This is a genomic window from Rhizobium mesoamericanum STM3625 (genome assembly GCF_000312665.1).
Taxonomy (GTDB): Bacteria; Pseudomonadota; Alphaproteobacteria; order Rhizobiales; family Rhizobiaceae; genus Rhizobium; species Rhizobium mesoamericanum.
The window spans coordinates 1-26,652 of record NZ_HF536778.1 but is presented as its reverse complement, the minus strand read 5'-3'; the positions used below and the strand labels follow the sequence as shown (position 1 = coordinate 26,652).

Genomic DNA, 26,652 nt, shown 5'->3' with positions numbered 1-26,652 from the left:
TAACCGACCGCATTCCGGGCTCGGATGGCTGACACCTGCCGAGTTCGCTCAGACCATCAACCCGCGACGTGATGCGGTGCTGCGCAGCCGGAATGGCTCCGCACCGCAACCCGCCGCTAACGCCCCGAATACAGCAACCCAAAACCGCCGGAGCGAACTCAAAATTGGATAAAACTTGGGGGCAAGGTCACGTGGGCCTATGCGCAACGGATCAGTGCCTCACAATGCGTCCGGGACTCCCTGACGTGCTCATAGGACCATCTCTAAGCGCTAGACCGGACCGCCGCTACAGCAAAATCAATGGGGCGGAGACGCCGCATACGGTTCGTTCTTGGTGCCACCTCACGGGGCGATGCCTGTCCTCGAGTCGCCGCTTGCCGAGCTCAAGCAGACCTACGTCCAGGCCTGCAGCATCAGTTGGCACTTGCGTCGCACGTATCCCTGTCTTCGGTGAGGGGAATAAAACATGTCGAAGGCCCGCCGCTCTCGATAGCTGTGAGCGGGTAAGATTTGGTTCCTTTCGCAATGACCATTTCGCACCCCGCATCCATGGCGATTTTCGCTGCCATCAACTTGGTTATCATGCCGCCTGAACTATGGCGAGCAGGGGAATGAGCGGCCATCGCCTCAAGTTCGGGTGTGATGCACCGTACCTCTGTCACCAGACGGGCCAACGGATTGCGGTGTGGATCCTCCGTAAAGAGACCATCTACGTTTGAAAGCAGAATGAGAACGTTGGCACCTACCATCTGTGCGACCCGTGCCGCCAGCCGATCATTGTCGCCAACACATATGTCGCTCGTTGCGGTCGTGTCGTTCTCGTTGACAACCGGTACAGCGCCAATTTGAAGAAGTTGTCGCAGGGTTCGTTTCGTATTGGGGTGGCGATGCTGATCGTCTATGTCTTCGCTGCTCAATAACACCTGACCCACTCCGAACCCACGTCGTGCCAAACTCTGTTCATAGGCACGCATGATGTGAACCTGACCAATCGCGGCGGCCGCATGCTTCCCTCCAATTTGCAAACACCTGTCCAACTTGCCGATGTGATGTGATCCAACCGCGACTGCGCCGGAGGTGACGATGATCACCTGCTGCCCGCGAGCGAAAAATCGGCCGACATCGTCTATCAGCGTATCAAGCCAAGAGTCGCGTATATCTCCCGTTTCTGGATCGGCAATCAACGCGGAGCCAATCTTCACGACCAATCGACGAGCCGAAGACAATTGAACCGTGCTCGTCATTGCTGGCATTGAGTCTTGTTGCAGTAAAAACGACGACATTTCTTTCGTGTCACTAATGGGAAATTCTCGAGCGCCTTGCGACTGATAACCTCAGATCTTCCTTGCTGCACGGTGCCCAAGCGTAGACAAGCATCGGTTTGTGCCGGGCCTAGTCCTCAAACTTTGCGGAGAACATACCATTGTGAGCGAATTGCGATCGTAAAGATTTTGTAAATTTCACTTGAGAAAGGTCGCCCCCGTGTTGGTGAGGATGGAAGATCTCGACGATCCGGCTTGTAAGGGGACATCCGACCTACCGCCCGGTCAGACGATGGGAAACGGAATAGAAGCACTTGTCGAGCTCGACATGATAGTCGGATGCAAGTTTGCCGACTTCGATCAGCCATGGCGTTGCGGGGCAAGCGCGTCATGCTCGCTTTCCTCGAAGAGCTGACGCCGGGATTCACGTTCAACGATGATAACGCTGTGTCCTTCTTCGATTTTAGACGGTTGGCAGGATGGTGGTCTCGTAATGCCCTGCAAAGCCTGAAAAAGTGGCGTCAATACGTGGTAGACAAGATATTTCAAATCACGAAAGCCAAGCCGCGACGATGTCTTCGTAGATCTTGACGGCTTTAAGCACGTTGTCGATGGACACGGACTCATCCGGCTGCCCGCTTAGACCCAACTCGCCCGGACCGATAATGGCGAACGGAACCGAAATTCCTTCCAGCAGGACGGTCCCATCGCTGAAGTAGGATACGCCTTTAATCTTCGGGTGGCCGGACCGATGACGGGCGCAAACCTGGCTGCACAACTGAACGAAGCTATCCTCCGGAAGGCTCTCCACGGCCGGTTTGAAATCCAGAACGCTGATGGCGACGTGCTCAGGAGTGATGTCTTCGATCTGCTTGATGATAGCGCAGTGATCGATGTCGGGAGGCAGCCGGACGTCAAAGTCGACGACGCAGTTGTCCGGCGTAAGGTTGACCGCAGAGCCGCCCTCGATCCTGCCAACGCGGATGGTGGGATCGTCGAGCAGCGGATGTAGCGGGCAATCGAGCTTAAGGGCGCCCAGGCGACCCAGGAATACGCAGATCGCGTCAATGGCGTTGATGCCCGCATCACCGGACACATGCCCAAGCCTCCCTGTAGCAGTCGCTCGAAGCCACAGGGCAGCTTTTTCGACGATCACGATATCCAGGTCGCTGGGCTCACCGCAGAGAAACGCGCCAATCTCCTTTTTCAGTCCCCGCTCGACGAACCGCCGCGCCCCGAGAAGATTCGCGCTCTCGCCGGCCGTGAACGCCAAGATAACGTCCCCCTTTAGAGTACGCGGCTCTCGGGCGAGGGCCCCTGCCGCCGCAATCATGGCAGCAAGGGCGCTCTTCATGTCTGATGACCCGCGGCCATGAAGCCGACCGTGAGCAATCTCGGCCGAGAATGGCGGCCGCTGCCAGGGAACGGTTCCTATCGGAACGGTGTCCATATGAGACGACAGCACCAAAGCGGGTTTTTCGCCGGTGCCCCGAATTCTACCAAGCACGTTCGCGCGTCCAGGAAGGAATTCGTCCAGTTCCGATTCCACTCCCAACCCCAAAAGCTGGTCGTGAACGAGTTTCGCAATTTCGAGCTCTCCACCTGGAGGATCACAGCTGTCGATCTCCACGATCCTTTGTAGAAAGCGGATAGGATCGAAGGAACTTTCATCGACTTCGGATTTTTGAGCGATGGCAGTCGTCATTGATCTCCCCTTCAGTACCGCCGAAAGATGGCGGTTTTAATCACTTAGAGGAAGCGCTAATATCTCATCGATTTATCGATGTTCTCAATGAATGGCTGCGATGGACACATCTCTTCTCCGGTGCTTTCTTACCGTATCCGATACTCAGAGCTTCTCGGCCGCCGCCGCGCGGCTCAACGTCACCCAATCGACGGTGAGCCATCAAATTGCACGTTTGGAGGGACACCTCGGCAAGCAGTTGTTCGAGCGGACGACGCGGAACTGCAGAATCACGACCGATGGCCGCGATCTCATTCCTTATGCTGAACGCTTGATGCAGTCCCTTGATGAAATGGAGCAGAAATTCAAGCCACAGGTTCTTAGCGGCACTGTCGTTATCGGCGTTCCTGACGACTACTATTTGTTCGGTCCTATTACGGAAGCCTTGCGAGGTTTCATGTTAAGCAAACCAGGAGTAGCGGTCGAAATGAAGGCTGGATTGGGCGCAAACCATATTAGGGACTTGCGCGACCGCAACCTGGACCTCGCCTTGGTTCGCGAGGCGAGCGGCAGCGGCGGCGAAATTCTACGCTCAGAAAGAATGGTGTGGATCGCCGGTCATGACTGGGAGCCGCCGTCAGATGGCGTTTTTTCGCTTGGCGCCGTTGACGGCGGGTGTACCTATCGTAAAGCGGCAATATCGGCACTCGACGCGCGTGGTTTACCGTGGAAATGCAAGTTCTCGTGTACGAGCCTCGAAGGGGTCCTTGCTGTCGTTCGCGCAGGACTCGCAATTTCGGTCGTCACAATAGGAGACGCGACGAAAGGGGTGCGGATCATCGATGACGAGATGGTCCTACCAGCCCTGCCGATGACGTCGCTGAGCATCAAGTATGCGGAGAAGGAGCCGAGCCTCGCCACGAAGGCTCTGGCCCGCACGATGGCCAACGCTCTTGCGAAATTGTAAGGACCGGGCAGGTTTGCCGTCATCGGGCAGGGGCGCCTCAGCGGGCGGGTCTGGTCGAGTCCCAACCGTCGACCTTCTCCATCTTCAAAGGATGCGGACGTACAATTGGAGATCCGGGATGAGCCGGGAAGAGGGACGCCATCTGCCGCCCTTCAACATGGCAGGAATACCTGCCGGCATATCGGCAACTGTTGACGACAAAGAGGAGCGAATGTTTCCATCATCCGTTGGGACGGAAAACTTTCGCCGAAATCGCAATTGTGGAAGATTGGAACGACCGAGCTCCCATTGGCCGCGGTCGAGCTCTGCGACAGGCCCACCTCAGGTCGATTTTGACCCCTTGTTGCCCGATATCAAGGTTTTGCTCGAACGGGGCCGGTTACGCAGCCTGTACCGAGTTGTGGGTTCCTTCAGATGCTCGAGCTTGCCAGAGCGATGTGTTCTCACCATGATGAAGACTCCAGCAGCTACCACAATCGCGGCGCCCACAATCATATTCCACGAGATTTGTTCACCGAAAATGCAGACTGCAATTCCGGTGCCGGCTATGAGTTGAAAGTAGGTGAGCGGCTGTACTTCGGATGCCTCAAGGATTCCAGAAGCGCGGATAAGGCAGTAGTGGCTCAGCGCCCCGCAGATGCACAGCCCACCCAGAAACGGCAAGTCGGACGACGCGACCGGGGTCCAGTAGAACGGACCGCCGAGTGAGATGGCGACCGCACCGACCATAGCCGTTTAAAAGAGGCTCGTTGAAGAAGAATCCTGATGGCTCACAGCTCTCGTCGCAAGACTATAAATGGCAAACAATAGTGCGCTGGTAAGGGGAAGAAGCAGGGATACGCTGAACCTGCCTTCGGTCGGACTGAGAACTACCAGCACGCCGATCATTCCCGCGGCAACGGCGGCCCAGCGGCGCCATTCAACTCTCTCACCGAGGAGGGGCGCTGAAAGAGCTGTCACGAGAATTGATGCCGCTTGGAAGATGGTCTGCGTCATGGCAAGCCCCACCCGCGGGAGTGAGAAGACGAAGAGCAATATCTCGCCGATGAGCAACAATCCTCGAATCGTCTGAAGAACGGGATGTCTGGTGACGATTGTTTTTCGAATTCCTGCATCCGATCTTGCGAGAGCAGCAAGACAAATGCGGCAAATGCCCAATAGCGGATCATCGTGATGAAGATTGGCGGATAGCTTGTCGCGAGGTGTTTTGACAAACCGTCCTGGGTTGCAAACAGCACGACCGCTAGCAACGCAAAACCGTATCCCTGCAGCTTCCACCTCATAGAGAATCTTCCACCTGGTGCGCGCAGTCCGGGCCTGCGTCGCCTTCATATGTCTTTACCTGACCCGCACATCCTTGAGAGCTGTGTGCTCCAGGACGGGGCGGCTGCGCAAAATTTTGGAAATCAGCGACGCTTGTAGGGTTGGCCGTTCACCTCGGTTCGGGCTTCGGATCGACCCGTTGCGGAACACTCGCGTTTCCATCCTTGATCGCGCAGGGAGAAGTTCTGCGGGGGAGCGCCTGATAACACACCGGTCGCAGGAACCGCTCAATTGCGAGACTTCCGACTGAGGTGGTGCGAACGTCCGACGTTGCGGGGAACGGGTCGCCATGAACCATGGCATGGCTCACCTCGACGCCCGTCCCGAAGCCATTGACAATCAACCGTCCCGCCTTGCGCTCAAGAAGCGGTATAAGATCACGGGCCAAATCGTTGTCGCCTTGGTCGATGTGCATGGCGATGGTCAACTGGCCCTCGAGATGCTCGACAACGTCACGGAGTTCTTTGGCATCGTTACACCGAACAATCAGTGCCGAAGCACCGAAGACTTCCTCTTGAAGTTGCTTATGGGAGAGGAAGGCTCCGGCTGTGGTTTCGAAAATGCCAGCCTGGCCCTGATTTTCACCGCCGGCGCCTCCGCGTGCGACGGTCGTAAGCGTGTCGCACCTATTCGGCCTCATACCCTGCGGCCCTGAAGAAATTCAGGCATTCATCGATGGAGAAAAGACCGACAATCTCGCCCAATACTTTTGTTATTGCATCAAAGCTTCGTGCAGCCCGTTTTCGCAGTAAGGTCTTGAGTTTGGAGAATGCAATCTCGATAGGGTTCAAATCCGGGGAATAGGCTGGCAGGAACAGTTGTCCAGCCCGGAGACATAGGTAACAGATCGTCCCTAAGACATGGGTGACAACCTCGTGCCGAACGGGTTGTCGATGGTTTGCAAAGTCCTCTGCTCCAGATCGATATATCCGAGAACATAGTGCATGAAGCTGACGAGCCAAATACCGTCGTCGACCTCCTTGAGGCCGAGCCTCTGACCGGCCATGACGGTTGAGATGTTGATCTTCTTGCGATGGATGCACAGACGGCCGCAGTTGGTGACGATGGCATCGCGGTCGTGGAAGGGATAGCTGATTTCGGGCAGCCCCTCATAGGGTCGCGGCGAAGCCTTGTAGACGTCGGCTGGGACCTTCATCGACAGGGCCTCATGCGGTCTTTCGGTGTTGAATTCGCTGACGAACGCGTCGAAGCGCATTTGCTGCTGGAGAATATTGCGTCCCGGCGGACGGGTGGCTTCCTTCTTCAGCGTCAGATGCATGCGTTCATGGCGGCCATTCTCCTGCGGGTGGCCGGGACGAATGCGTTCGAAGGCGACGCCGAGTCTGAGCCACCAGACCGACAGTTTCGAGAGATTGTAGAGCCCGTTCGGGCTGGCAAACGGCAGGCCGTTGTCGGAACGAATGGCAAGCGGCAGCCCACGCTCGGCAAAGACACGCCGGAAGGCATCGAAGACGCCGCGTTCGCGGGTCGTCTCGAAGGCCTCGCAGCACAGGAGATAGCGCGAAGCCTGGTCGGTGATCGTCAGGGGGTAACAATATCTGCTGTCGCCCAGCTTGAACTCGCCCTTGAAGTCGGCGCACCAAAGATCGTTGGGGCCGATGGCTGTCGAGAGCGTCGTGCCCACAGCCTTGTTCGCCCGGTTCCTCTTGCGGGCCTGGCTCACAAGGCCGTACCGGTCGAGCACCGCGTGCACCGTGCTTCTGGCCGGGATGCGCACGTCGCCGGCCAGACGGCGGACCAGGAGCTCGCGGATCTTGCGCGCGCCCCAGTGCGGCTTGTCCTTCTTGCATCGCACGATCATCGCCTCGACCGGCTCGGGCAACTGGTTGGCATAACGCACCGGTCGCCGAGACCGGTCCGTCAGGGCCTCCAGCCCGTCCTCCTTGTAGCGATTGAAGATCTTGTAGCCGGTCTTGCGCGAGATCCCGAACTCCCGGCAAACCTCGCTCATCCCTTCGCCCTCCAGCAACCGGGCGACAAATCGAAGACGCTCGTCCATGACCGAAGTCTCTCTCCACGGCATCAACACCTCCCGCAAAAGCGAAAAGTGTTACCCATGTCTCCGGTACAAAACGTCACCTATCTCTCAGGCCGGGCAAGTAACCATGCGCCTCGTTGCTTGATCAGTTGGGCGGGGCGCTCGCTCTTGTGAAAGCCGACATTGTCGAGGATGACGATATCGCCCTTCGACAATGTGGGAGCGAGCTGCGTTACGATCCAGGCTTCGAAGATCAGCCGGTTCATCGGTGCATCGACGATAAACGGCGCGGTCAAGCCGTGGCACCGCAGTCCGGCAATGAAGGTCTGGGTTCTCCATTTGCCGAATGGCGCATGGGTTCGATAGCGCTGGCCTTTGACGCACCATCCGGTGCGCTTGGTCAGCTTGGTATTTGTCGACGTCTCGTCGATAAAGATGAGCCGGGCCAATGCTTTGTTAAAGAAGCGCCGCCGCGGCGTGATCCACAGGTCACGGGCGCGTGCGATCTCCGGCCGCAGTTGTTCGCTGGCCATCAGGCTTTTTTTATTGCTTAGCCCAAGCCGTTGGAGAAACCGACCGATAGTGGCGCGATGGACCATCACACCGCGTTCGGTCAGTTCGACACGCAACTCGTCCAGCGTCACGTAGCCATTGCTGGCAACACGCGCGGCAATCCAATCGCTATGCGGCATTAATTTACCGCCGCCTGGTGGATGACCCTGCTTGCCCGGCGCGACCGAGCCCTTCAATTGGTGCAGGATCATCATACTGTTGACGAACCGCGGCGAAACCCGGAAGTGCCGGGCTGCTTCACGATGACTATTGCCTTCTTCCACAAACGCAACCACTCGCTCACGCAACTCTATTGGATGCGGCTTGCCCATGGTCGTCCCCCTTCCATGGCCAACTGAATCACGATTCACGCCTAAACGGAATCCTGAATCACGTAAGCTGCGACACGCTTGTGACGGATTGATGCGACGCGAGCTGATCCACAGCTGAGCAATAGGCCTTGTGAATGTTGGATGTCAGCATTGTCGCCGCAGCCGTTGCGGAAAGCGCTTCCTGCGCTGCTAAAACGAAAGATTGATAACCGGCACCATCGACGGCCAGGATCAGCCCCGGGCTAGTGCAAAACTGACCAGTTCCCAGAGTAAGGGCCGTAACGAGTTGGTTGCCTATTTCGGCGCCGCGAGTGGAGAGAGCATTTGGGAAGAGAAGGACCGGATTTATCGACTCATCTCCGCGTAAACCGGAATCGGTTCGGGACGACGAGCGGCGATCTGCATGAACGCCACCCCTGCGCTGCGGGACCCGGTGAAGCCAATCGCCTTGATGTAAGAGTTGGCGACGAGCGCCTGCGAGACCGCCCGCGTCGAATCGAAGATGAGCGAGAAGGTGCCTTCGGGCATCCCACAGGCGCTGACCGCCGACTGGACCGCGCGGCCGACGAGTTCCGAGGTTCCGGGGTGCGCCGAATGCGCCTTAACGACTATCGGACAACCCGCTGCAAGGGCAGAAGCCGTGTCGCCGCCTGCGACGGAGAAGGCAAGGAGAAAGTTTGAGGCACCGAATACGCCGACCGGTCCGACGCCGATGTTGCTGAGACGCAGATCCGGACGAGAAGGCAGTGCTTTGTCGATGCGAATGTCGAGAAAGGTCCCCTCACGCACTATCGACGCGAATAGGTGGAGCTGACCGACGGTACGGTTGCGCTCACCTTCGACGCGAGGGCGTGGTAGGCCCGTCTCTGCAACACAGCGGTCAATAAGATCATCGCCAAGAGCCAGAATGTTATCTGCAATCGTCCCAAGGAAAACTGCGCGCCGATCAAGCGAGGTCGCACGAAACGTGTCGAACGCTTGGTTCGCGAGCAAGCATGCCTGTTCCAGGTCTTTGAGCGAGGCACCGCCAAAGCTCGGCTCGAGGCGTCGTCCCGATACAGCTTCGATAGCCCAGATCTCGCCGTTGGAGCCACGGCGCGTGGTCCCGCCGATCAGAAGTTCGCCGGTAATCATACGCCCTCCAGACAATCTGGCAATTTATTGTCGCATACATCGAGGCCAGCCGCGAATCTCGCGGCCGGCGCTTAAGATCACAGGATCACGCAGCCTTCTTGCCGCGCTTTGCGAGCGCGTCGATGGCCTTCTTCACGGTGGAAACCACGAACTCCCGCTCGTCGCCGATAAGCGGCAGGCGGGGAGCTCGAGTCCATTCCGGCGCTCCGTAAACGAGGTGTTCGCCGAGCTTTATGTACTGGACGAGCTTGACATGCGTGTCGAGGTGAAATGACGGCGTCAGAACCTGGTACAGTTCACGGGCTTCCGCATACTTGTTTTGGGCGCAAAGGTTGAAGAGTTCCACGCACTCCGTCGGCCAGACGTTGGTCATGCCCGACACCCAGCCGGTTACCCCAAGGGCTGAGCTTTCGACGATCAGATCGTCGACCCCGCAGAAAACGCTGAAGCGATCGCCAAATTCGACATACAGGTCGGTCACTCGCCGAATGTCGCCGCTCTCCTCCTTGACGCAAACAATCTCCGGCGTGTCGACGAAGTGCTTGAGCACCTCGACTGTGCAGTCGACACCGTAAGCAATGGGATTGTTATAGATCATGATCGGGAGAGAAGAGGCACCCGCGATATTCTTATACCAGGAGGCCGTTTCACGAACGTCTGTCTTGTAGCCAAGGCTGGGAAAGACCATCAGGCCCTGAGCGCCAAAGGACTCATAAAGCTTGGCATTGGCCTTGGCACTTTCGAGTGTCACCTCAGCAAGGCCGGAGAGCACGGGAACCCGGCCGGCCACGACCTCGACTGCCCCGCGAATAATCTGTTCGCGATCACTTATCGACATTGAGGCGTTTTCCCCAAGCATTGGGAGAACGATAACGCCAGACACGCCGGCCTTTATGAGGCGGTCGATGCTGTTTTTTGTCGCTTGCAGGTCGATCTCGCCGTCCTTTGTCAACTTCGTCGTTACCGCTGGAAATACACCCTTCCATTTCGCCATGATATCAATCCTCTCCATCATCTTGCGATTGGATCCAATCTACATAAGTCAAACGTCGTGTCCAGCTTTAATGTTGGATATTTTTAGGCTAGTGTGCGAATTACAGGCTGCAGTTCCCCGTATAGGACGAGGAAATGCCAACCGTTTTTGGATCTGGATCCAACAAGTGAACGAGATGCTCGAACAGAAGAACCCGCGCTCAAAGTACCGCCTGAAACGACAGAGCTTGCCGGAGGCATTGGCTGACTCTTTGCGGGAAAGAATACTCAACGGCGAGTTCAAAGAGGGTGAGCCGCTTGTTCAGGAAGCAATTGCGACCGAATATGAATGCAGTCGGATGCCCGTGCGCGAAGCCTTCCGGCAATTGGAGGCGGCCGGGCTCATCGTCTCTAAAATTCACAAAGGCGCGGTCGTAACGACGCTGCCATCAGAGCAAATCATGGAACTCTTCGAGCTCCGCGCAATGCTGGAATGCGATATTCTGACGTATTCCCTCAGCCGAATGACGGATCATCACCTAGCTCTTTCCGAGCAAATCCTTGAGCTACTCGAAGACGCCTATCACAAGCGCGACATCGCAAGAGTCGGCGCCCTGAATTGGGAATTTCATCGCAGTCTCTACGTGGCGGCGGATCGCATTCAAACCCTCGCGCTTATCCAAGGCATCAACGTCCAAACGGATCGCTATATTCGACTCCAGCTTCTTTTAACGTCTGCCTTCGAAGAGGCAGAGCAGGAACATCGCCAGATTTTGAAGTTGTGCCGAAATCGAGACCCGAGCGTTGTGGAGTTCATGAGAGGGCATATCATCCGGGCCGGGCATAATCTTCTTGACGCTCTCAGCACTCGAAAAGTGAGCGGCACAGCAGCCTAGGTAAAGATCTACCATAGGGGTATCGGGCAGCAAACGCGCCTACAGCGATCGCGACCGCGGGCCGGGCAAGTGCGGATCGCGCCCATGTCGAAGGAAACCTTGACAGGCACCCACAGGCAAGCGATTGGCGTGCGCTCGCAAACCGCCTGATACAGCGACACCCCGCTGCTTACAAGTGCGGCGGTGAGGCCAGACCCTTTAACGAACCTGATATTTGTTGGCGCCGCTTCTCTAGCACGACGCGCATCGACTGCCGGTCCGCCAGAACCTCTCCTGACAGGCAACCTTCACCAGTGCGCGGATGTAAGCCCTTGGCGATACGACGCGTCTTCAGCCCCGGTGAGGGCGCGGCAGCAAATGGGCGTCCGATCGAGAATGCTTCTATGTCGCCTAGACATTTGCCATTTTGGATTGTAGATTGGATCCAACCTTGGAGGCCATTGAGGAGTGGGTCTGGAGTTCAGACGGTAGAGTTTAATCACATCCGAAACGGGGGGAACGAAATGAAATACGATGTTAAGGGCCGCGTCAGAGCAGTTCTGACCCGCACCACATTGCTGTCCTGCCTGGCTATTGGGCTTCACGTCGCCAGTCCGGCCGCTGCTGATACACTTCGCGTAATCGCAGACGGCGACATGAAGATACCTGATCCCATGGTCACGACATCCTGGGATACCCAGGTTCATGCGTATCTGATCTACGACAAGCTCTTCGAAATGGACGAGAGCGGTTCGCCTCAACCTGAACTCGCCGAAAAGGTGGAAGCGAGCTCAAACCTGAAATCCTTCACAATTTCTCTCCGGAAAGGTCTGAAATTTTCCGATGGAAGCCCACTTACGACCGACGACGTGATCCAATCGCTTAAGCGGTGGTCTTCGCGAGATGTTACTGGCCTGCTATTTGCAGCAAGGCTCAAGAACATGAGCAAGCTCGATGACCAGACATTTCGCATTGAAATGAGTGAGCCGTTCGATGTTCCCGAGGCATTGGCCGGTATTACCGGAAATCCGGCCTTCATTATGCCTAAGCGGGTTGCGACCAACCCGCCAACCGATGCGATAACGGACGCAACCGGCTCTGGCCCATATATGTTTGACTTGTCCACTTGGCAGGCTGGTCAAACGCGCGAATACACCAAGAATCCATTCTATGTCCCAAGAAAGGAACCTCCCAGCTATTATTCCGGTCGAAAAGTGGCGATGTTCGATAAAATTGAGATATCTTACGTTCCAGATCCTAATACCGCTCTGGCGGGGATGTTAACCGGTAAATTCGATATCTGGTCAGCGCCTCCCATGGACAGTGTAGTGGCGCTCCGAGGTAAGCCAGACCTGGTTGTTGACAAGGGAACGCCTGCACAAGGAAACATCCGCCCAAATTATCTCGTTCCGCCCTTCAACAATGTCAAAGCCCGTCAGGCACTTGCCTACCTGATAGACCAAAGCGAGATTAATCTCCTTTCCGTAGGCGATCCGCAATTCTGGCGCACATGCTACGCGTATCTGAAGTGCGGCAGCAAATACGGAGACGAAGGCGCTTATACGGGTCATCGGGGCGTTGCCGACTATGACAAGGCGAAAACGCTGCTGCAAGAAAGCGGCTACAAGGGAGAACCAATCGTAATTCTCGACCCGACGGATGCGGCGTATGATCATGCGCAAATGCTCTACGTCGCGGCCCAACTTCGAAAGATCGGCGCAAACGTAGACGTGCAATCAATGGATTGGTCGACGTTAGCGTCACGTCGAATCTCGAAGAAGCCAGCATCGGAAGGCGGGTGGAATCTTTTTAGCTCAATCATGGAGGGGGAAGCCGCCACGTCACCGTTGCGGCATCTTCAACTGGCCTCCAACTGCGAGAATGCATGGTTTGGCTGGCCATGCGATGCGGAAATTGAACAACTGCGGGCCGCCTTTATCGGGGCTAAAGACGACGACCAGCGCAAAGAGGTAGCGTATAAGCTGCAAAAGCGCGCGTCAGAATATTTGCCGTTTATATTGACTGGCGAATCCAATTACGCCCGTGTTCACCGATCGGATATCGAAGGTTTCAACGCAGCGGCTCCTAGACTGTATTTCTGGAACATCACGCGAAAGGGCATGTAGCCCACTATCTTGCGCTTCTGAGCCGCTCGTCTCGACGTCGGTCGGGAAGAGCGGCATTGGCCGAAGGAACCGGGCCAACGATGCGGGAGCGGCTCTGGATCAACCGCGACTTTTGCAACAGGCCCATCGTTCGCTATAGCGCACGTATCGCCCGGGCTTTCTAATTGGATCCAATCTACAAAATATTGACAATCCTGGATCCAGGTGATTGGATGAGGACAATGATAAGGATAAACGTCATGAATGGGAGAAGCGCTGTGGACGCTGAAAGAATTCACCGAGACGCAATCGTAATTGACGCGGTTGCGCCGCTTCTCGATAGGAAGAAATACGTGGATTCCTATAGCGCGGGCGGAGTGACCTGTGTGGCTCCTACGATATCCGCAGGAACTGACTCTCCTGCACATGCGCTGCACGGCATGGGGAGTTGGCTACGGTTCGTCCGGGCAAGGAAAGACTTGAAAATTATTCAAACGGCTTCGGACATCGAGACTGCAAAACGCGCCGGCCAAATGGGAATCCTGTTTCATTTCCAGGGGACGGGACCGTTTCAGACCGACCTCGATCTTGTTGAAGCGTTTCAAGCGCTCGGCTTGCGCATGGTGCAACTGACCTACAACAGACGAGATTATGTTGGCAGCGGATGTGAGGAAGACCTTGACGAGGGGCTTAGCAGCTTCGGCAAGAAACTTGTCCGAAGGCTGAACGAAAATAGGATAGTGGTCGATTGCAGCCATACTGGCTACAAGACCACGATGGACGCCTTGTCGTTGACGACGCGGCCTGCGGTCTTCTCTCATTCGAATTCCGCCAGGCTGTTTCCCAGCAGAAGAAACATCCTGGACGATCAAGCCAAAGCTGCGGCTGCCACGGGCGGTCTCGTTGGTGTCACCGCTGTTCCTCAGTTCGTTGTGCCGGCCAATGGCGGCGCAGCACGGCCCTCGCTTGATGATTTGATCGCACATATCGATCATTTCGTGTCGCTTGTCGGAATCGACCACGTTGGCCTGGGCCTCGATTATTGGTGGGGAACTCTCCCGTTTTCTGATGTCGATTCTGTCATCGGGGAATGGGATCACTATGTCAGTGTTGGCGACTGGAGCCCAGAGGCCTATCCGCGCCCGCCGCACTATAATCCGCCTGAGATTGAGACGCCTGACATGCTCCTCGGAATGACGCAGGGGCTTCTCCGCCGGGGCTATAATGAGGACCAGGTCCGCAAGCTACTTGGATTAAACTGGCTGCGTGTTTTCCGCGACGTGTGGGGGGAGTGAGGCAGTGGTTCTTGAGTTGAAGGCGCCTTGCAAATCTGGAACGGAGCTTCTCACCATGTCGAAGCAGCGAACGAGCAATGCCGTACTTACTGTTTCGAAGTTGGTTGCCTCCTTCCGAACGGGGGAGGGTTGGAAACCGGTGGTCGACGGTGTGTCGTTCGAGATAGGTCCTAGAGAGACGGTCGCCGTGGTGGGCGAATCTGGCTCAGGTAAAAGTGTCACTGCACTCTCGATCATGCAGCTTAACGCGCCAGGTTTGAGCAGGGTCGAAGGGTCGATCAGACTTGAGGGCAGGGAGCTCCTTACCCTGTCAAATGCCGAGATGCGCCGCATCCGCGGCAACGATATCGCCATGATTTTCCAGGAGCCGATGACTTCGCTGACCCCGGTGCTGTCCATTGGCTTTCAGATCGCCGAAGCACTGATCTTGCATCGCGGCCTGTCTCGTGCAGAGGCTGAGGCTGAGAGCATTCGACTGTTGGACAAGGTGCGGATTCCGGCGGCGAAATCTCGCTTTCACGAATATCCACACCGGTTCTCAGGCGGCATGCGGCAGCGCGTGATGATCGCAATTGCGCTGGCATGCAAACCGAAGCTCCTCATCGCTGACGAACCGACCACGGCGCTCGACGTCACGATCCAGGCTCAGATCCTGGAACTGATCAAGGAGTTGCAGGAAGAAGAGGGTATGTCCGTTCTTTTCATCACTCACGATATGGGGGTGGTCGCCGAGATCGCTGATCGAACGGTCGTGATGTACAACGGCAAAGCGATCGAAACTGGTGCGACAGAGGACATCTTCAATAGTCCCACTCAGCCCTATACGCGATCCTTACTCTCGGCAGTTCCAAAGCTCGGTTCCATGATGGGCCACACCCGGCCGATGCGATTCCCAGTCTTCGACCGAGTAACTGGCGAGTCTGACATACCAGCGGACATGCCTGACACGGTCAAGGCGGCGGAGCGCCCTGTGCTGGAAGTGGCGGGCTTGACCAAGCGGTTCGAAATACGCTCAGGCGTGTTGTCCTCTGTCAAGGGCCGAGTCTATGCGGTGGAGAACGTCTCGTTCAGTATCAAAAGCGGCGAGACCTTGGCCTTGGTCGGAGAATCCGGCTGCGGGAAATCGACGACTGGCCGCAGTGTGATGCGCCTGATCGAGCCTTCTTCGGGCTCGGTGCTCCTCGAGGGCGATGATTTGCTCAAGCTTAGCCGCGGCGAGCTGCGGCAACATCGCAAGCGCATGCAGATGATCTTCCAAGATCCCTTTGCGTCGCTAAATCCACGCATGAAAATCGGCACGGCCATAGCCGAGCCCCTGCTGATCAATGGCATTACCAGTCGCTCGGAAGCAGGAGACAAGGTCGCCGATCTCCTGGTAAGGGTCGGTCTCTTGCCCGACATGGCCAACCGCTTTCCACACGAGTTTTCAGGCGGCCAGCGACAGCGCATCTGCATCGCGCGTGCGCTTGCGCTGGAACCGCGGCTGATCGTTGCGGACGAGGCGGTTTCTGCGCTCGATGTCTCGGTGAAGGCACAAGTCGTCAATCTCATGCTGGAACTTCAGGCCCGCATGGGGCTCGCCTATCTGTTCATTTCGCACGATATGGCTGTGGTAGAGCGCGTCAGCCACCGCGTCGCGGTGATGTATCTCGGAGAGATTGTCGAGATCGGCCCGCGCGAAGCCATTTTCCAGAATCCGCAGCATCCCTACACGAAGCGGCTGCTCGCGGCAGTGCCGATCGCCGATCCGGCGCGGCGCCTGCAGAAACGTCCCGTCTTAAACGATGAGATTAAGAGCCCAATCCGGTCTGCAGACTACGTCCCACTTGTGCGTCAGTATCGAGAAGTCTCGCCCGGCCACGCCGTCATGATCTGGGAGGCGGAGTGGGAAACCAAGATTGAGCCAGTCGCTCTTGCCTGACTGGCCAAGCAACAACTCTTAACAAAGGGGAACCGAAAATGAATATCAAAATGAACCGTAGAATGCTTTCACGTCTCGCCAAAACTACAATTCTTGCCCCACTGGTCGTCGGAACGCTTTTCGCCGGCGGGGCGATGGCGGATACGCTCCGAGTTATTTCGGACGCCGATCTTAAAACCGTCGATCCCATGGTCACAACAGCAACACTTACGCAAGTGCATGCCGCGCTGATCTACGACAAACTGTTTGAGTTCGACGAGCATGGCGTCGCCCATCCGTCGCTCGCTGACAAAGTCGATGTCAGCGACGACAAGAAGATCTACACCATTACCCTTCGGGACAAGCTGAAGTTTTCCGACGGCAGCCTTATCACGGCGGATGACGTGATCGCATCATTAAAGCGTTGGTCGACCAAGGACCAAATCGGGGTGATGTTGGCTGAACGGCTCAAAGGTATAAGTAAGGTCGATGAACTGACATTCCGCATCGAGCTGACAAAGCCGTTCGATGTTCCGGCGGCGCTTGCTGGCGTGACCGGAAATCCAGCATTCATCATGCCAAAGCGTGTCGCCGCCATTCCGGCCACGGAATCGCTGACTGATGGCACCGGTTCTGGACCCTATATGTTCGACCTTTCCACTTGGAAACCGGGCCAAACTCGCGTCTACACCAAAAACCCATATTACGTGCCGAGGAACGACCCTCCGAGCTATCTTGCTGGCAAGAAAGATGCGGTCTTCGACCAGATCGAGATGTCTTACATCCCCGATCCCAACACCGCCATGGCGGCAATGTTGACGGACCAATACGATATTTGGCTGGCTCCGCCGACGGATAATGCCATTGCCATGAGAAACGACGCTAAGTTCGTGGTGGAAAACGGTGTTTGGTATTCGACCAACATCCGTCCGAACTTCTCAAATCCTCCGTTCGACAACGTCAAGGCACGAGAAGCGCTTACCTATCTTATCGACCAAAAGGAGGTCGGTCCGTTGGTGGCTGGCGATCCGAAATTGTGGCGGGAATGCTATGCGTTCCTCGCCTGCGGCAGCCCGTTTGGTGACGAAGCGGCGTACTCCGGCCACAGGGGCCCAGCCGACCACGACAAGGCAAAACATCTACTCGCCGAGGCGGGGTATGATGGCAAGCCCATCGCAATCCTCGATCCGACCGATTATGCTCCGTATCACGCTGCAGCACTGTATCTGGCGCAACAGTTGCGGAAGATCGGTGCACAGGTCGATTTGCAATCGATGGATTGGTCGACGTTGACATCGCGACGGACGTCGAAGGCTCCAGTCTCGGATGGCGGTTGGTCCCTGATGATATCCAGCATGGACACTTTGGGCGCTTCATCGCCGATCACTCATCTCATGCTTGCTGCAAGTTGCGACAAGGCGTGGTTCGGTTGGCCATGTGATGAGGAGATTGAAAAACAGAGGTCTGCATTCACAAGCGCGACCAGCAACACCGAAAAAAAGGCGGTCGCGTTCGACCTGCAAAAGCGTGCTTCGGAATACCTTCCGTTCGTTCTGATTGGAGAGTCCTCGAGTCCTGTCGTCCGAAAGGCTGAAATCCAGGGTTTCCACGCCGATGTAGCCGTTTGGTATTTCTGGAACGTGCACCGTAAGAGCAACTAGCAACATCCCCGTTCGGGCTTACGAGGCCAGTATGATCAGATACCTGATTACCCGAGTTCTCTCCGTCATTCCGGTGGTCGGAGTGGTCACAGCCGTCGTATTTGGGCTGACCTATCTAAGTCCGGGCGATCCGGCGGCTGTACTGGCGGGCGACTATGCGTCGCCCGCCCAAATCGAAGCCATTCGAGAGCGGCTTCAACTCGACGCTCCGGTAGTTTCTCGCTATTTCCTTTGGCTGAAGAACACGTTGCAGGGCGATTTCGGCGCATCGCTTTTTTCGGGCCAGCCCGTGCTGAACCTCATTCTCGCGCGCGCCGAGCCGACGATCACTCTCGCGATCGCGGCGACGTTAGTCGCATTGATCTTAGCTGTGCCGCTGGGACTGCTGGCGGCGCAGCGACCAGGGACCATTGTGGATCGGGTTTTCCTCCTCTTTTGTGTTGGAGGGATGTCGATCCCCGCCTTCTTGATCGGATACCTCTTGATCTTCACCTTCGGCGTACGCCTCGGATGGATGCCAGTCCAGGGCTTTGCCGGGATGGACAAAGGCATTCTTGTGATGACGAGGCACATACTGCTGCCTGCGATCATGTTGGGATTTGCTCAGACGGCGCTGATTGGTCGAATAACGCGAGCGAGCGCCATTGAAGTGTTCAATCAGGATTTCGTCCGGGTAGCTCGGGCAAAGGGCCTCAGCGAAACTTCGATAGTCATAAGACACTGCCTCAGGCTGGTTGCTGTTCCTCTTGTCACCGTTGTAGGAACCTCTTTCGCCTCGATGCTCGGCGGTGTGGTGATAACCGAGACTGTGTTCGCAATACCCGGGATCGGCCGGCTTCTCGTCGAGGCCATACAGCGTATCGACATTCCCGTTATCCAGGGGGTGCTATTGATTAGCGCGGTGATCTACGTCGTCATAAACCTGCTTGTCGACTTGGCCTACCTGTTTATCGATCCGCGGATCAAATATACCTAAGGAGCTGGTAATATGACATTTTCCGATATGACAGGTTCCTTGCAGTTGCGACAGCTTTCGCGCCTCCCGGTAGCCCTGCGAATAGCCGTCATTTTCTTGATGTTGGTGGTGTTGACGACATACTTGGCTCCCCTCATCAACAGCACTGATCCTTTGGCGATGAACCCGCAATTCAGGCTGAAGCCCCCGAGTGACGATCATATGCTTGGCACCGACATGTTCGGGCGCGATATTTTCACCCGGGTACTTTATGGCGGTCAGGTGTCGCTCGCCATTGGAGTGGGAACAGCAGCTCTGGCGACGACAGTGGGAACGATATTGGGCCTGATAGCGGGAGCCGGTCAAGCATCGGAAAATATCCTGATGAGGATCATGGATGGCATGATGGCGATACCCGGGATCCTGCTTGCGATTGCCCTGGCGACGATCTTCGGTAGCGGGATCCTAACGGTCATCGTAGCGTTAGCGGTTCCGGAAGTGCCCGTGGTCGCGCGTCTGGTCAGGAGCTTGACGTTAACACTTCGAGAACAACCCTTTGTTGAGGCGGCCCAATCCTACGGCGCGGGGCCTCTACGGATCCTCTTCAAATATATACTGCCGAATGCGTTGGCTCCGATCGCGGTACAGGCAACATATATTGGTGGCCTGGCCATTCTTTTCGAAGCGTATCTCGGCTTCGTGGGTGTTGGCGTTCCGCCCGAACACCCTAGTTGGGGAAACATCGTTGCCGAGGGGCGAACCTTCGTCCTGATTGCGCCGCATCTTATCGTGTATCCCAGCATTGTGATAGCGATGGTGGTCCTCGCTATCAACCTGATAGGCGACGGTCTGCGCGACATGCTCGATCCTCGCTTTGCCCTGCCCGACTAATGCTTCGCAGGCCACCCACCTAGTGTCATTGCGAGCTTTGGACTGCCGGAGGTCTTGGCGGATGGCATTCAAAGTCTGGCGGAAGAGGTGCCGAAAGGCACTTCTATCGCAGGGGCTGATCTTTGAAGCCGTGGTCAACGTTTGGTGATTAATTCCGCTGGTCATGCAGCGGTTACATACATGCTAAAGGGTTTCTCACTGGCGGGATCCAATCTACGATATTACAGGAAGCCAACTCGAAAGAAAAAAATGACTGGAATGAGCGTCATTGTCGTAGGTGCCGGAATAATCGGACTGAGCGTTGCCTTCGAGGCGCTACAATGTGGCGCAACGGTCACGATCGTTGACCGAGATCCGGAAGGTGACAAAGCGTCGTACGGCAATGCCGGGGGAATTGCCGTAACAGAAGTTCTACCCGCGTCCGTTCCCGGATTGTGGAAGAAAGTGCCGTACTGGCTGTTGGACCCTCTCGGCCCGCTGGCGCTGCGGATTGGGCATGCACCTCATATGGTGCCGTGGCTTTGGAGTTTCGCGCGCGTTGGTTCCGGATCGGACGTCGCGCGAATATCCGAGGCGCTGGCCTCGATAAACAGTCGGGTCTATGACGACCTGGTGCCACTCTTCAACAAGGTCGGACTTGCGGGCGACCTGTTCCGCAAGGGCGCACTGACCGTATACGAGACGGAAGATGGCATTCTTAGAGAAAAGCACGAATGGAATGCCAAGCGCGCCCTGGGAGTTGAGGTCCAGGAACTCTCAGCACGCGATGTGAGAGACATGGAACCGGCTCTCGGCCCGATTGTAAAGAGCGGAGTTTTTACGCCTCAATGGTCGCATATCACGGATCCAAAAAAAGTCGTGGATGTCTTGCGTACGTGGCTTGCGGCGAACGGTGCAAAAATCCTGCGGGGCCAGGTAGACCGGGTTTTCTTGACCAGCGACGGGACGGCGGTTGCGCTGAATGGCGGTACGACGCTGACGGCCACGAAAGTTGTCATCGCAGCCGGAGCCTGGTCGGCACAACTTGCCGAACAGCTCGGAGATCGTATGCTTCTTGAGAGTGAGCGAGGATATAACACCACTATCGCCGCGCCTGGCGTCACGCTGGAACGTGAGGTGATATTTGCGGATCGGAAATTTGTGGCGACTCCGCTTTCTGTCGGATTGCGGATCGGGGGGGCGGCCGAGTTCGGTGGCTTACAGTCGCCACCAAACTTCAGGCGATCGAAAGCGCTGGTGAAGCTTGCAAAGCGTTATCTCCCGGGACTTAATGAAGAGGGGGGGGTTGAATGGTCTGGCCACCGACCAGCCACACCGGACAGTCTGCCGGTCATCGGCAGGTCGTCTCTTAGCCCGCACATCATATACGCATTCGGGCATGGGCATTTGGGGCTGACCCAGGGACCATCAACCGGCAAAATCGTCGGTGACCTTCTTTTTGATCGGGCCCCGGGCCTTGATCTTTCGCCATTTTCCGCCACACGTTTTTCTGTCAGGAAAGGAAAACGAAATGACTCGCCAGACCTTTTTCTGCATTGATGCTCACACCTGCGGAAACCCGGTGCGTATCGTCGTCGGCGGGGGACCTCTTTTGCCAAACGTGCCTATGGCCGAGAAGCGAGAAATCTTTCTGCGCGACTACGACTGGGTACGTAGAGCGCTCATGTTCGAGCCCCGCGGCCACGATGGGATGTCCGGAGCAATTCTTTACCCCTCGTCGCGGGACGACTGCGACGTCGGAATACTCTTTATCGAAGTCAGCGGCTGTTTGCCAATGTGTGGCCATGGCACGATTGGCACTGTGACCGCGGCGATCGAAGAGGGTCTGGTCGTTCCAAGACATGAAGGGAAACTCTCGCTTGAAGCACCGGCGGGCAAAATCGAGGTCGAGTACGTCCGCAGTTGTGAATACGTCGAGCACGTGCGCCTATTCAACGTCGCAAGCTATCTTCATGCTCAGGACGTCGATCTCGACGTTCCGGGCCTAGGGTCGATCAAAATAGATCTATCTTATGGGGGGAACTACTACGCAATCGTCGAGCCGCAAGTGAATTGGCCGGGCCTGGATGGGATGAGCGCGACCGACATTCTTCGCCTGAGCCCCCTCGTCCGAACTGCTGCGGAAGCAAAGCTCGCGCCTGTTCATCCCGAGAATAGTCGTATCCGCGGCGTCAGCCACGTGATGTGGACGGACAAGCCACGCCTGGAGGGTGCGCATGCTCGCAATGCGGTCTTTTACGGTGACAAAGCCATTGATCGCTCCCCATGTGGGACGGGTTCGTCGGCTCGCATGGCGCAGCTTGTGGCGCGCGGCCGAATGAACATCGGGGACACGTTCGTGCACGAGAGCATTATCGGAACAACGTTTGACTGCAGGGTCGAGGAAGAAACTCAGGTCGGTGGTAAGAAGGCGATCAAGCCCAGTGTGGCTGGCTGGGCACGCGTAATCGGTCATAACACGATTTTCGTTTCGAATTGCGACCCGCTTGCGCACGGATTCCAGATCACCTGACACAAATTGCCGCTCAAAAAGAGCAATCAGGCGCTGCGGGCTCATTTCCGCAGCAAGGACAGCTGGCCTCATCCAATCCAGAACATACAGGTCGCATTCAGGAGGAATCATGAACTCAACCTCTCCCTCATCAGCGCGACAAGTACGGCTTATGGCGCGTACAGGCGTTTTGTCGGGCCCGACCGCTAACCTCGCTGCGGGCTTCGTACAATCCAATCTCGCAATTTTGCCACGCGATCTCGCTTACGATTTTTTGTTGTTCTGTCAACGCAATCCAAAGCCGTGTCCTCTGCTGGGAGTTTCAGAACCGGGCTCGACATCGATCAACGGCCTCGGGGCGGATCTCGACATTCGCACGGACGTGCCGCGCTACCGCGTGTGGGAAAAGGGTGTGCTGGTTGACGAACCGCAGGACGTCACCGGCGTATGGCGCGAAGACTTGGTGACGTTCGCGATCGGCTGCTCCTTTTCATTTGAAGAAGCTTTGCTGGCAGCAGGCGTGCCGGTCCGACATATCGAAGAGGGCCGCAACGTGCCGATGTTTCGCTCGTCAATAGAAACGGCGCCTTCCGGCGTGTTCTCCGGCCCGCTCGTGGTATCGATGCGACCCATGCTTCCGGAAGACGCAATCAAAGCAGTGCAAATCACCGGGCGATTCCCTTCCGTGCACGGCGCTCCGATCCACCTGGGCGATCCGGAGTTTATCGGAATAAGCGACATCGCCAATCCAGATTATGGAGATGCTGTGACAATCCGGCCTGGCGAAATCCCCGTTTTCTGGGCCTGTGGAGTGACTCCCCAGGCTGCCATTGCGGGTGCCATGCCAGAAATAAGCATAACCCACGCGCCGGGGCACATGCTTGTGACCGATATGCTGAACATTAAGCTCTCAGTATAACGGTTCAAACGCATCGATAGAAGAAGTGGCGAACCTTGACCCGCAGCATTCGGGGTCGGGAAACCCTCGTTCGGTTCATGGTGCATCAGAACGGTCCTATGACGCTTTTTAAAAATCTTAATTGGATCCAATCTACAAACGGTTGACAATTGGCGGTCCAAGTGTTCAATTCCTCTTGAGCTAGTCTTAGATCGACATTTACTCGAACCACGATCTCAGGTGTCGTGGCGCCGCTCTCACAGAAAAAGGAGGAAGTCAGGCACGAAACCGTCTGGCTGCTATTATGGTCAAAACGCCCCGCCGCCCCGCTATCGGGATCACGCCCGACATGAACGACGTTGCCGCACCTGAAACCGAATATGTACTTCGTCGAAACTATGCGGACGCGGTGTATCAGATGGGGGGTATCCCATTCATCCTCCCCTACGCCCCAGATGTGGACGCCTATCTCGAGAGTGCTGACGGGGTCCTGATTACTGGAGGCATGTTCGATATCGATCCAGCGCTTTATCGCCAGCAGGCGCGAAAGGCTTACGCAATGAAGCCGCCCCGCACCGCATTTGAAAAGGCTTTGATCGAGGGTGCTCTGCAGCGCCATATGCCAGTACTCGGTATTTGTAACGGAATGCAGTTGTTGGCGGTCTGCCTAGGGGGGCAACTCGTTCAGGATATTCCTAGCGAACTTGCAAATGCTCTCGAGCACAAGCCCGGGCAGGCGGCAACAATCGCGCATCATGAGATCAGTATCGTCAGCCAATCTCGTAATCTGATCGGGGTCGAGGCAGCTCGTTATCCCGTTAACAGCGTGCATCATCAGGCGGTCCTGCCTTCCGAAGCCTATCGCACGATCGCTGCCGCAGATGACGGTGTGATCGAAGCCATTGAATCGAGCGATGGCGGCTTTGCCATGGGCGTCCAGTGGCATCCCGAGTACGGGGTGAGCAATATCGACAGCGTAGTCTGGCGCGGGTTTATTTCTGCGGCGAGCGAGTATTCTTCAAAGAGAGCATGGAAATAAAATGTCTCAAACACCCGAAGAGCGCCTTGAAGTGCTTGGTCTGTCATTGCCGCGTCTTTCGAAGCCCGCAGGCAACCTTCTTGGATACAAAGTCGATTATGGTCAGGTTTATGTATCGGGACAGCTTCCCCTCGACGATGGCGAGATCAAATATCTCGGAAAGGTCGGGCAAGCGGTGTCGCGCGAGGATGCTTACGAGGCTGCGAGGCTTGCCGCACTCAATGTTGTGGGTCAGTTGTCGCTAGCAACGGGCGGGGATCTCTCAAAGGTCGCTGAGATCGTCAAGGTATCCGGATTTGTAAATTGCGTGCCGGACTTTATCGATATTCCCTTTGTCATAAACGGTGCCTCCGATCTTTTTGTCTCAGTGTTCGGCGAGCGCGGAACGCATGCACGTTTCGCAATTGGCACGGCGTCACTTCCACGTGGTGTACCGGTCGAAATCGGCGTCGTTGCCCGTCTTCGAGACGGTGTATGATCGATGCGCGAAGTTTTCGTGATGGGGGCGGGCGTCGTCGGTATGACGACGGCCTATGCCCTGGCCTGTAGAGGTCACGCGGTTACTGTCATCGATGTCGGAACGGCACCGGCCGAGCGTGGTGCGAGCTTTGGGAATGGCGCCCAACTGAGTTACGCATTTACCGACGCATTGGCTTCGCCGTCACTCGTTGCCAACTTGCCGAAATATCTGCTTGGGAGAGATCCGGCTTTCCGGTTGATTCCGACACTGTCGCCGGAATTTTGGGCATGGAGCCTGAGGTTCCTGGCCAACGCATCCAAAGCCAGTTTTGAGCGAAACACGATCGAAGTGCTTAAACTGGCGATGGAGAGCCGTCGTGGGTTCACTAATCTGTCTCGGAAAGTCGATTTCGATCACCGCAGCACTGGCAAGATCAACCTCTATTCAAGTCCTGAAGCGCTTCGGAATGTCGAGGCTCTAACCCGTTTAAAAAATAAATACGGGGCCGAGCAGCTAATTCTGACACCCAATGAAGCCATCGAACGGGAACCAGCCTTGGCCGGCTATGGCCACGCCTTCGTCGGAGCTTTGTGGTCGCCGTTCGATGAAGCGGGCGACTCTTGGCTCTTCTGCCAAAACCTCCACCGGCTGCTGCAATCAGACTACGGGGTAAAGTTCAGGTTCGATACCGAGATCAATTCCTTGAAGACCCGGAACGGGAAATTAAATGCGATTGTCACCAACGCGGGTGAGTTTCAATGCGAGCGCGCGGTAATGGCGTTGGGTGTTTGGAGCGCGGCTATAGCCAAGTCGAGTGGCATCAGGCTTCCCATATGGCCCATGCAGGGTTATTCATTGACGGTTCCTGCAACGAGGATGGCTCCTTCGTCGAGCATAACCGACACCGCCCGCAAAGTTGTTTTCTGCAAAATTGGCGATAAACTGCGGATTGCCGGCCTCGCCGACATCGGTAATAGGCGCGCCCACTTCAGGCCGGATCGTTTCCAAACTCTTCTCGAAACTGCCAGACGCATTTTCCCGGAAGCTGGCGACTACAATGCAGAACTCAATGCTTGGACGGGCCTTAGGCCCATGACACCAAATAGTCAGCCGATTGTTGGGGCGAGCAAGGTTGCCGGCTTGTTCCTCAATTGCGGACATGGATCACTGGGTTGGACACTGTGCATGGCTACTGCTGCGCGATTGGCTGCCATCATCAACTAAAAAATAACGTTTAACAACTGGACCGAACAGCAAAGGAAGATCGGATGAGCCTCAAGCAAAGTAAGCGGTGCATAGACCCCGTCTGGCGATAGCGAGACATCGAGCCTATTCATGTGTGCCAGGGAATGAGCGCTGGTATGAATTGCTATGAGCCAGGCACTCGATCGCATCAACGACCACGTCATGCGTCGGCTGGGCGTCAGTCGCCGGCAACTGTTTGAGAGTGTCGAACGTGCCGCGCTCGCAAGCCTTCCGAGTGAAGACTACGAGTTCGCCGAGTGGCCTCTGGCCCGTTTCGACGGATTACCACGTCGAGTTCAAAACCTTCCTCTATTCCTTGCCGCACAGTCTCATTCGCCAGCAGGTCGATCTGAGGGCGACGGCACGCACCATCGAGATCTTCCGCCGCGGCAAGCGCGTCGCCGTCCATCAGACCCAGGATCAGTCCGAAAAATGGCCGGCTTCAAATCGGAATGGTGGCCGGAATGAGATCGGAATGACTGGCCGGCTTCATCGGAATATGCAATCGGTTCGCTTCAACGCAATACGGCAAACCGCAGCATCGTCAGTTTTCCACAGTCGTGGAAAATGCGGTTTCGGGCCAAAACGCAATAGCCAGCAAACTGCCCAGAT

22 protein-coding genes and 4 pseudogenes are annotated in these 26,652 nt (G+C 56.3%); 17 read left to right on the top strand and 9 right to left on the bottom strand.

All coding sequences use genetic code 11. The features are described 5' to 3' along the window. Window positions 1-172: pseudogene (locus tag BN77_RS33865) on the top strand (IS3 family transposase); the annotation flags it as partial. 241 nt (window positions 173-413) lie between these two features. Here BN77_RS33865 and proB read toward each other — a convergent pair. The 3 genes from proB to BN77_RS28770 all read right to left on the bottom strand — a co-directional run bounded on the left by proB (window position 414) and on the right by BN77_RS28770 (window position 2,967). After that, on the bottom strand, window positions 414-1,283 hold the full coding sequence (gene proB / locus BN77_RS28780) for a glutamate 5-kinase (protein WP_244426280.1): 870 nt from the start codon (window positions 1,281-1,283) through the stop codon (window positions 414-416). Between the two features lie 253 nt (window positions 1,284-1,536). Beyond that, entirely contained in the window at window positions 1,537-1,623 is an 87-nt protein-coding gene (locus BN77_RS36045) for a Mu transposase domain-containing protein (protein ID WP_425280269.1), read from the bottom strand. 189 nt (window positions 1,624-1,812) lie between these two features. Continuing rightward, complete coding sequence (locus BN77_RS28770) at window positions 1,813-2,967, bottom strand: M20 family metallopeptidase (protein ID WP_007538946.1); 1,155 nt, start codon at window positions 2,965-2,967, stop codon at window positions 1,813-1,815. Window positions 2,968-3,067: 100 nt separating this feature from the next. On the opposite strand from BN77_RS28770, the gene BN77_RS28765 reads away from it, so the two are divergent. Next, window positions 3,068-3,913 carry a LysR family transcriptional regulator gene (locus BN77_RS28765; protein ID WP_040679066.1) on the top strand — a complete coding sequence of 282 codons (846 nt, stop codon included), beginning with the start codon at window positions 3,068-3,070 and terminating at the stop codon, window positions 3,911-3,913. A gap of 423 nt (window positions 3,914-4,336) precedes the next feature. Here BN77_RS28765 and BN77_RS28760 read toward each other — a convergent pair. Then, a pseudogene (locus BN77_RS28760) lies at window positions 4,337-5,196 on the bottom strand (DMT family transporter); the annotation flags it as partial. A gap of 329 nt (window positions 5,197-5,525) precedes the next feature. Here BN77_RS28760 and BN77_RS33860 point away from each other — a divergent pair. Further along, window positions 5,526-5,891: a hypothetical protein gene (locus tag BN77_RS33860; RefSeq protein ID WP_157224559.1), complete on the top strand. Its 366-nt coding sequence runs from the start codon at window positions 5,526-5,528 to the stop codon at window positions 5,889-5,891. Here BN77_RS33860 and BN77_RS33855 read toward each other — a convergent pair. From BN77_RS33855 to BN77_RS28735, 5 genes and pseudogenes are all read right to left on the bottom strand, one after another. Then, window positions 5,863-6,054, bottom strand: a pseudogene (locus BN77_RS33855) (transposase); the annotation flags it as partial. The gene BN77_RS33860 and the pseudogene BN77_RS33855 sit on opposite strands and share 29 nt — an antisense overlap. Window positions 6,055-6,089: 35 nt before the next feature. Further along, window positions 6,090-7,280, bottom strand: a complete 1,191-nt coding sequence (locus tag BN77_RS28750; protein WP_007538938.1) for an IS481 family transposase — start codon at window positions 7,278-7,280, stop codon at window positions 6,090-6,092. Window positions 7,281-7,336: 56 nt separating this feature from the next. Then, window positions 7,337-8,119 (bottom strand): IS630 family transposase, encoded by a 783-nt coding sequence (locus BN77_RS32860; protein ID WP_007538935.1) that lies wholly within the window; start codon window positions 8,117-8,119, stop codon window positions 7,337-7,339. A 67-nt stretch (window positions 8,120-8,186) separates the two neighbouring features. Then, window positions 8,187-9,253, bottom strand: a pseudogene (locus BN77_RS28740) (aldehyde dehydrogenase family protein); the annotation flags it as partial. Window positions 9,254-9,338: 85 nt separating this feature from the next. Then, on the bottom strand, window positions 9,339-10,247 hold the full coding sequence (locus tag BN77_RS28735) for a dihydrodipicolinate synthase family protein (RefSeq protein WP_040679065.1): 909 nt from the start codon (window positions 10,245-10,247) through the stop codon (window positions 9,339-9,341). Between the two features lie 175 nt (window positions 10,248-10,422). On the opposite strand from BN77_RS28735, the gene BN77_RS28730 reads away from it, so the two are divergent. From BN77_RS28730 to BN77_RS34505, 14 genes are all read left to right on the top strand, one after another. Next, window positions 10,423-11,121: a GntR family transcriptional regulator gene (locus BN77_RS28730; protein WP_007538932.1), complete on the top strand. Its 699-nt coding sequence runs from the start codon at window positions 10,423-10,425 to the stop codon at window positions 11,119-11,121. A 503-nt stretch (window positions 11,122-11,624) separates the two neighbouring features. Further along, window positions 11,625-13,226: an ABC transporter substrate-binding protein gene (locus tag BN77_RS28725; protein ID WP_007538931.1), complete on the top strand. Its 1,602-nt coding sequence runs from the start codon at window positions 11,625-11,627 to the stop codon at window positions 13,224-13,226. Window positions 13,227-13,438: 212 nt separating this feature from the next. Next, on the top strand, window positions 13,439-14,500 hold the full coding sequence (locus tag BN77_RS28720; protein WP_341872174.1) for a dipeptidase: 1,062 nt from the start codon (window positions 13,439-13,441) through the stop codon (window positions 14,498-14,500). Between the two features lie 55 nt (window positions 14,501-14,555). Continuing rightward, a complete protein-coding gene (locus BN77_RS28715; protein WP_040679064.1) occupies window positions 14,556-16,421 on the top strand; it encodes an ABC transporter ATP-binding protein in 1,866 nt (621 codons plus the stop codon). A 38-nt stretch (window positions 16,422-16,459) separates the two neighbouring features. Further along, window positions 16,460-18,061: an ABC transporter substrate-binding protein gene (locus BN77_RS28710; protein ID WP_007538927.1), complete on the top strand. Its 1,602-nt coding sequence runs from the start codon at window positions 16,460-16,462 to the stop codon at window positions 18,059-18,061. Between the two features lie 31 nt (window positions 18,062-18,092). Next, window positions 18,093-19,037 carry an ABC transporter permease gene (locus tag BN77_RS28705; RefSeq protein ID WP_007538925.1) on the top strand — a complete coding sequence of 315 codons (945 nt, stop codon included), beginning with the start codon at window positions 18,093-18,095 and terminating at the stop codon, window positions 19,035-19,037. A gap of 12 nt (window positions 19,038-19,049) precedes the next feature. Beyond that, window positions 19,050-19,907, top strand: coding sequence for an ABC transporter permease (locus BN77_RS28700; RefSeq protein WP_007538923.1), 858 nt, complete (start codon window positions 19,050-19,052; stop codon window positions 19,905-19,907). Between the two features lie 249 nt (window positions 19,908-20,156). After that, window positions 20,157-21,446, top strand: coding sequence for an NAD(P)/FAD-dependent oxidoreductase (locus tag BN77_RS28695; protein ID WP_040679062.1), 1,290 nt, complete (start codon window positions 20,157-20,159; stop codon window positions 21,444-21,446). Further along, entirely contained in the window at window positions 21,418-22,419 is a 1,002-nt protein-coding gene (locus BN77_RS28690; RefSeq protein WP_007538904.1) for a 4-hydroxyproline epimerase, read from the top strand. The genes BN77_RS28695 and BN77_RS28690 overlap by 29 nt, the downstream gene beginning before the upstream one ends. Window positions 22,420-22,528: 109 nt before the next feature. Continuing rightward, a complete protein-coding gene (locus tag BN77_RS28685) occupies window positions 22,529-23,317 on the top strand; it encodes a putative hydro-lyase (RefSeq protein WP_007538892.1) in 789 nt (262 codons plus the stop codon). A 283-nt stretch (window positions 23,318-23,600) separates the two neighbouring features. Further along, window positions 23,601-24,335 (top strand): gamma-glutamyl-gamma-aminobutyrate hydrolase family protein, encoded by a 735-nt coding sequence (locus BN77_RS28680; protein WP_007538887.1) that lies wholly within the window; start codon window positions 23,601-23,603, stop codon window positions 24,333-24,335. Between the two features lies 1 nt (window position 24,336). Further along, complete coding sequence (locus BN77_RS28675) at window positions 24,337-24,813, top strand: RidA family protein (RefSeq protein WP_007538879.1); 477 nt, start codon at window positions 24,337-24,339, stop codon at window positions 24,811-24,813. Window positions 24,814-24,816: 3 nt separating this feature from the next. Further along, complete coding sequence (locus tag BN77_RS28670) at window positions 24,817-26,019, top strand: FAD-dependent oxidoreductase (RefSeq protein WP_007538878.1); 1,203 nt, start codon at window positions 24,817-24,819, stop codon at window positions 26,017-26,019. 256 nt (window positions 26,020-26,275) lie between these two features. Beyond that, window positions 26,276-26,652, top strand: a 377-nt coding sequence (locus BN77_RS34505; protein WP_425280267.1) for a Mu transposase domain-containing protein, incomplete at its 3' end; no start/stop codon positions are given.

Excerpts from the sequence above, each read along its gene's own strand:
- BN77_RS33860 (WP_157224559.1), top strand. The coding sequence starts at position 5,526 with ATGAACCATGGCATGGCTCACCTCGACGCCCGTCCCGAAGCCATTGAC.
- BN77_RS28685 (WP_007538892.1), top strand. The coding sequence starts at position 22,529 with ATGAACTCAACCTCTCCCTCATCAGCGCGACAAGTACGGCTTATGGCG.
- BN77_RS28690 (WP_007538904.1), top strand. The coding sequence starts at position 21,418 with ATGACTCGCCAGACCTTTTTCTGCATTGATGCTCACACCTGCGGAAAC.
- BN77_RS28700 (WP_007538923.1), top strand. The coding sequence starts at position 19,050 with ATGACATTTTCCGATATGACAGGTTCCTTGCAGTTGCGACAGCTTTCG.
- BN77_RS28770 (WP_007538946.1), bottom strand. The coding sequence starts at position 2,967 with ATGACGACTGCCATCGCTCAAAAATCCGAAGTCGATGAAAGTTCCTTC.
- BN77_RS28675 (WP_007538879.1), top strand. The coding sequence starts at position 24,337 with ATGTCTCAAACACCCGAAGAGCGCCTTGAAGTGCTTGGTCTGTCATTG.
- BN77_RS28705 (WP_007538925.1), top strand. The coding sequence starts at position 18,093 with ATGATCAGATACCTGATTACCCGAGTTCTCTCCGTCATTCCGGTGGTC.
- BN77_RS28725 (WP_007538931.1), top strand. The coding sequence starts at position 11,625 with ATGAAATACGATGTTAAGGGCCGCGTCAGAGCAGTTCTGACCCGCACC.
- BN77_RS28680 (WP_007538887.1), top strand. The coding sequence starts at position 23,601 with ATGGTCAAAACGCCCCGCCGCCCCGCTATCGGGATCACGCCCGACATG.
- BN77_RS32860 (WP_007538935.1), bottom strand. The coding sequence starts at position 8,119 with ATGGGCAAGCCGCATCCAATAGAGTTGCGTGAGCGAGTGGTTGCGTTT.
- BN77_RS28720 (WP_341872174.1), top strand. The coding sequence starts at position 13,439 with ATGAGGACAATGATAAGGATAAACGTCATGAATGGGAGAAGCGCTGTG.
- proB (WP_244426280.1), bottom strand. The coding sequence starts at position 1,283 with ATGTCGTCGTTTTTACTGCAACAAGACTCAATGCCAGCAATGACGAGC.
- BN77_RS28695 (WP_040679062.1), top strand. The coding sequence starts at position 20,157 with ATGACTGGAATGAGCGTCATTGTCGTAGGTGCCGGAATAATCGGACTG.
- BN77_RS28765 (WP_040679066.1), top strand. The coding sequence starts at position 3,068 with ATGGACACATCTCTTCTCCGGTGCTTTCTTACCGTATCCGATACTCAG.
- BN77_RS28715 (WP_040679064.1), top strand. The coding sequence starts at position 14,556 with ATGTCGAAGCAGCGAACGAGCAATGCCGTACTTACTGTTTCGAAGTTG.
- BN77_RS28670 (WP_007538878.1), top strand. The coding sequence starts at position 24,817 with ATGCGCGAAGTTTTCGTGATGGGGGCGGGCGTCGTCGGTATGACGACG.
- BN77_RS28750 (WP_007538938.1), bottom strand. The coding sequence starts at position 7,280 with ATGCCGTGGAGAGAGACTTCGGTCATGGACGAGCGTCTTCGATTTGTC.
- BN77_RS28730 (WP_007538932.1), top strand. The coding sequence starts at position 10,423 with ATGCTCGAACAGAAGAACCCGCGCTCAAAGTACCGCCTGAAACGACAG.
- BN77_RS28735 (WP_040679065.1), bottom strand. The coding sequence starts at position 10,247 with ATGGCGAAATGGAAGGGTGTATTTCCAGCGGTAACGACGAAGTTGACA.
- BN77_RS28710 (WP_007538927.1), top strand. The coding sequence starts at position 16,460 with ATGAATATCAAAATGAACCGTAGAATGCTTTCACGTCTCGCCAAAACT.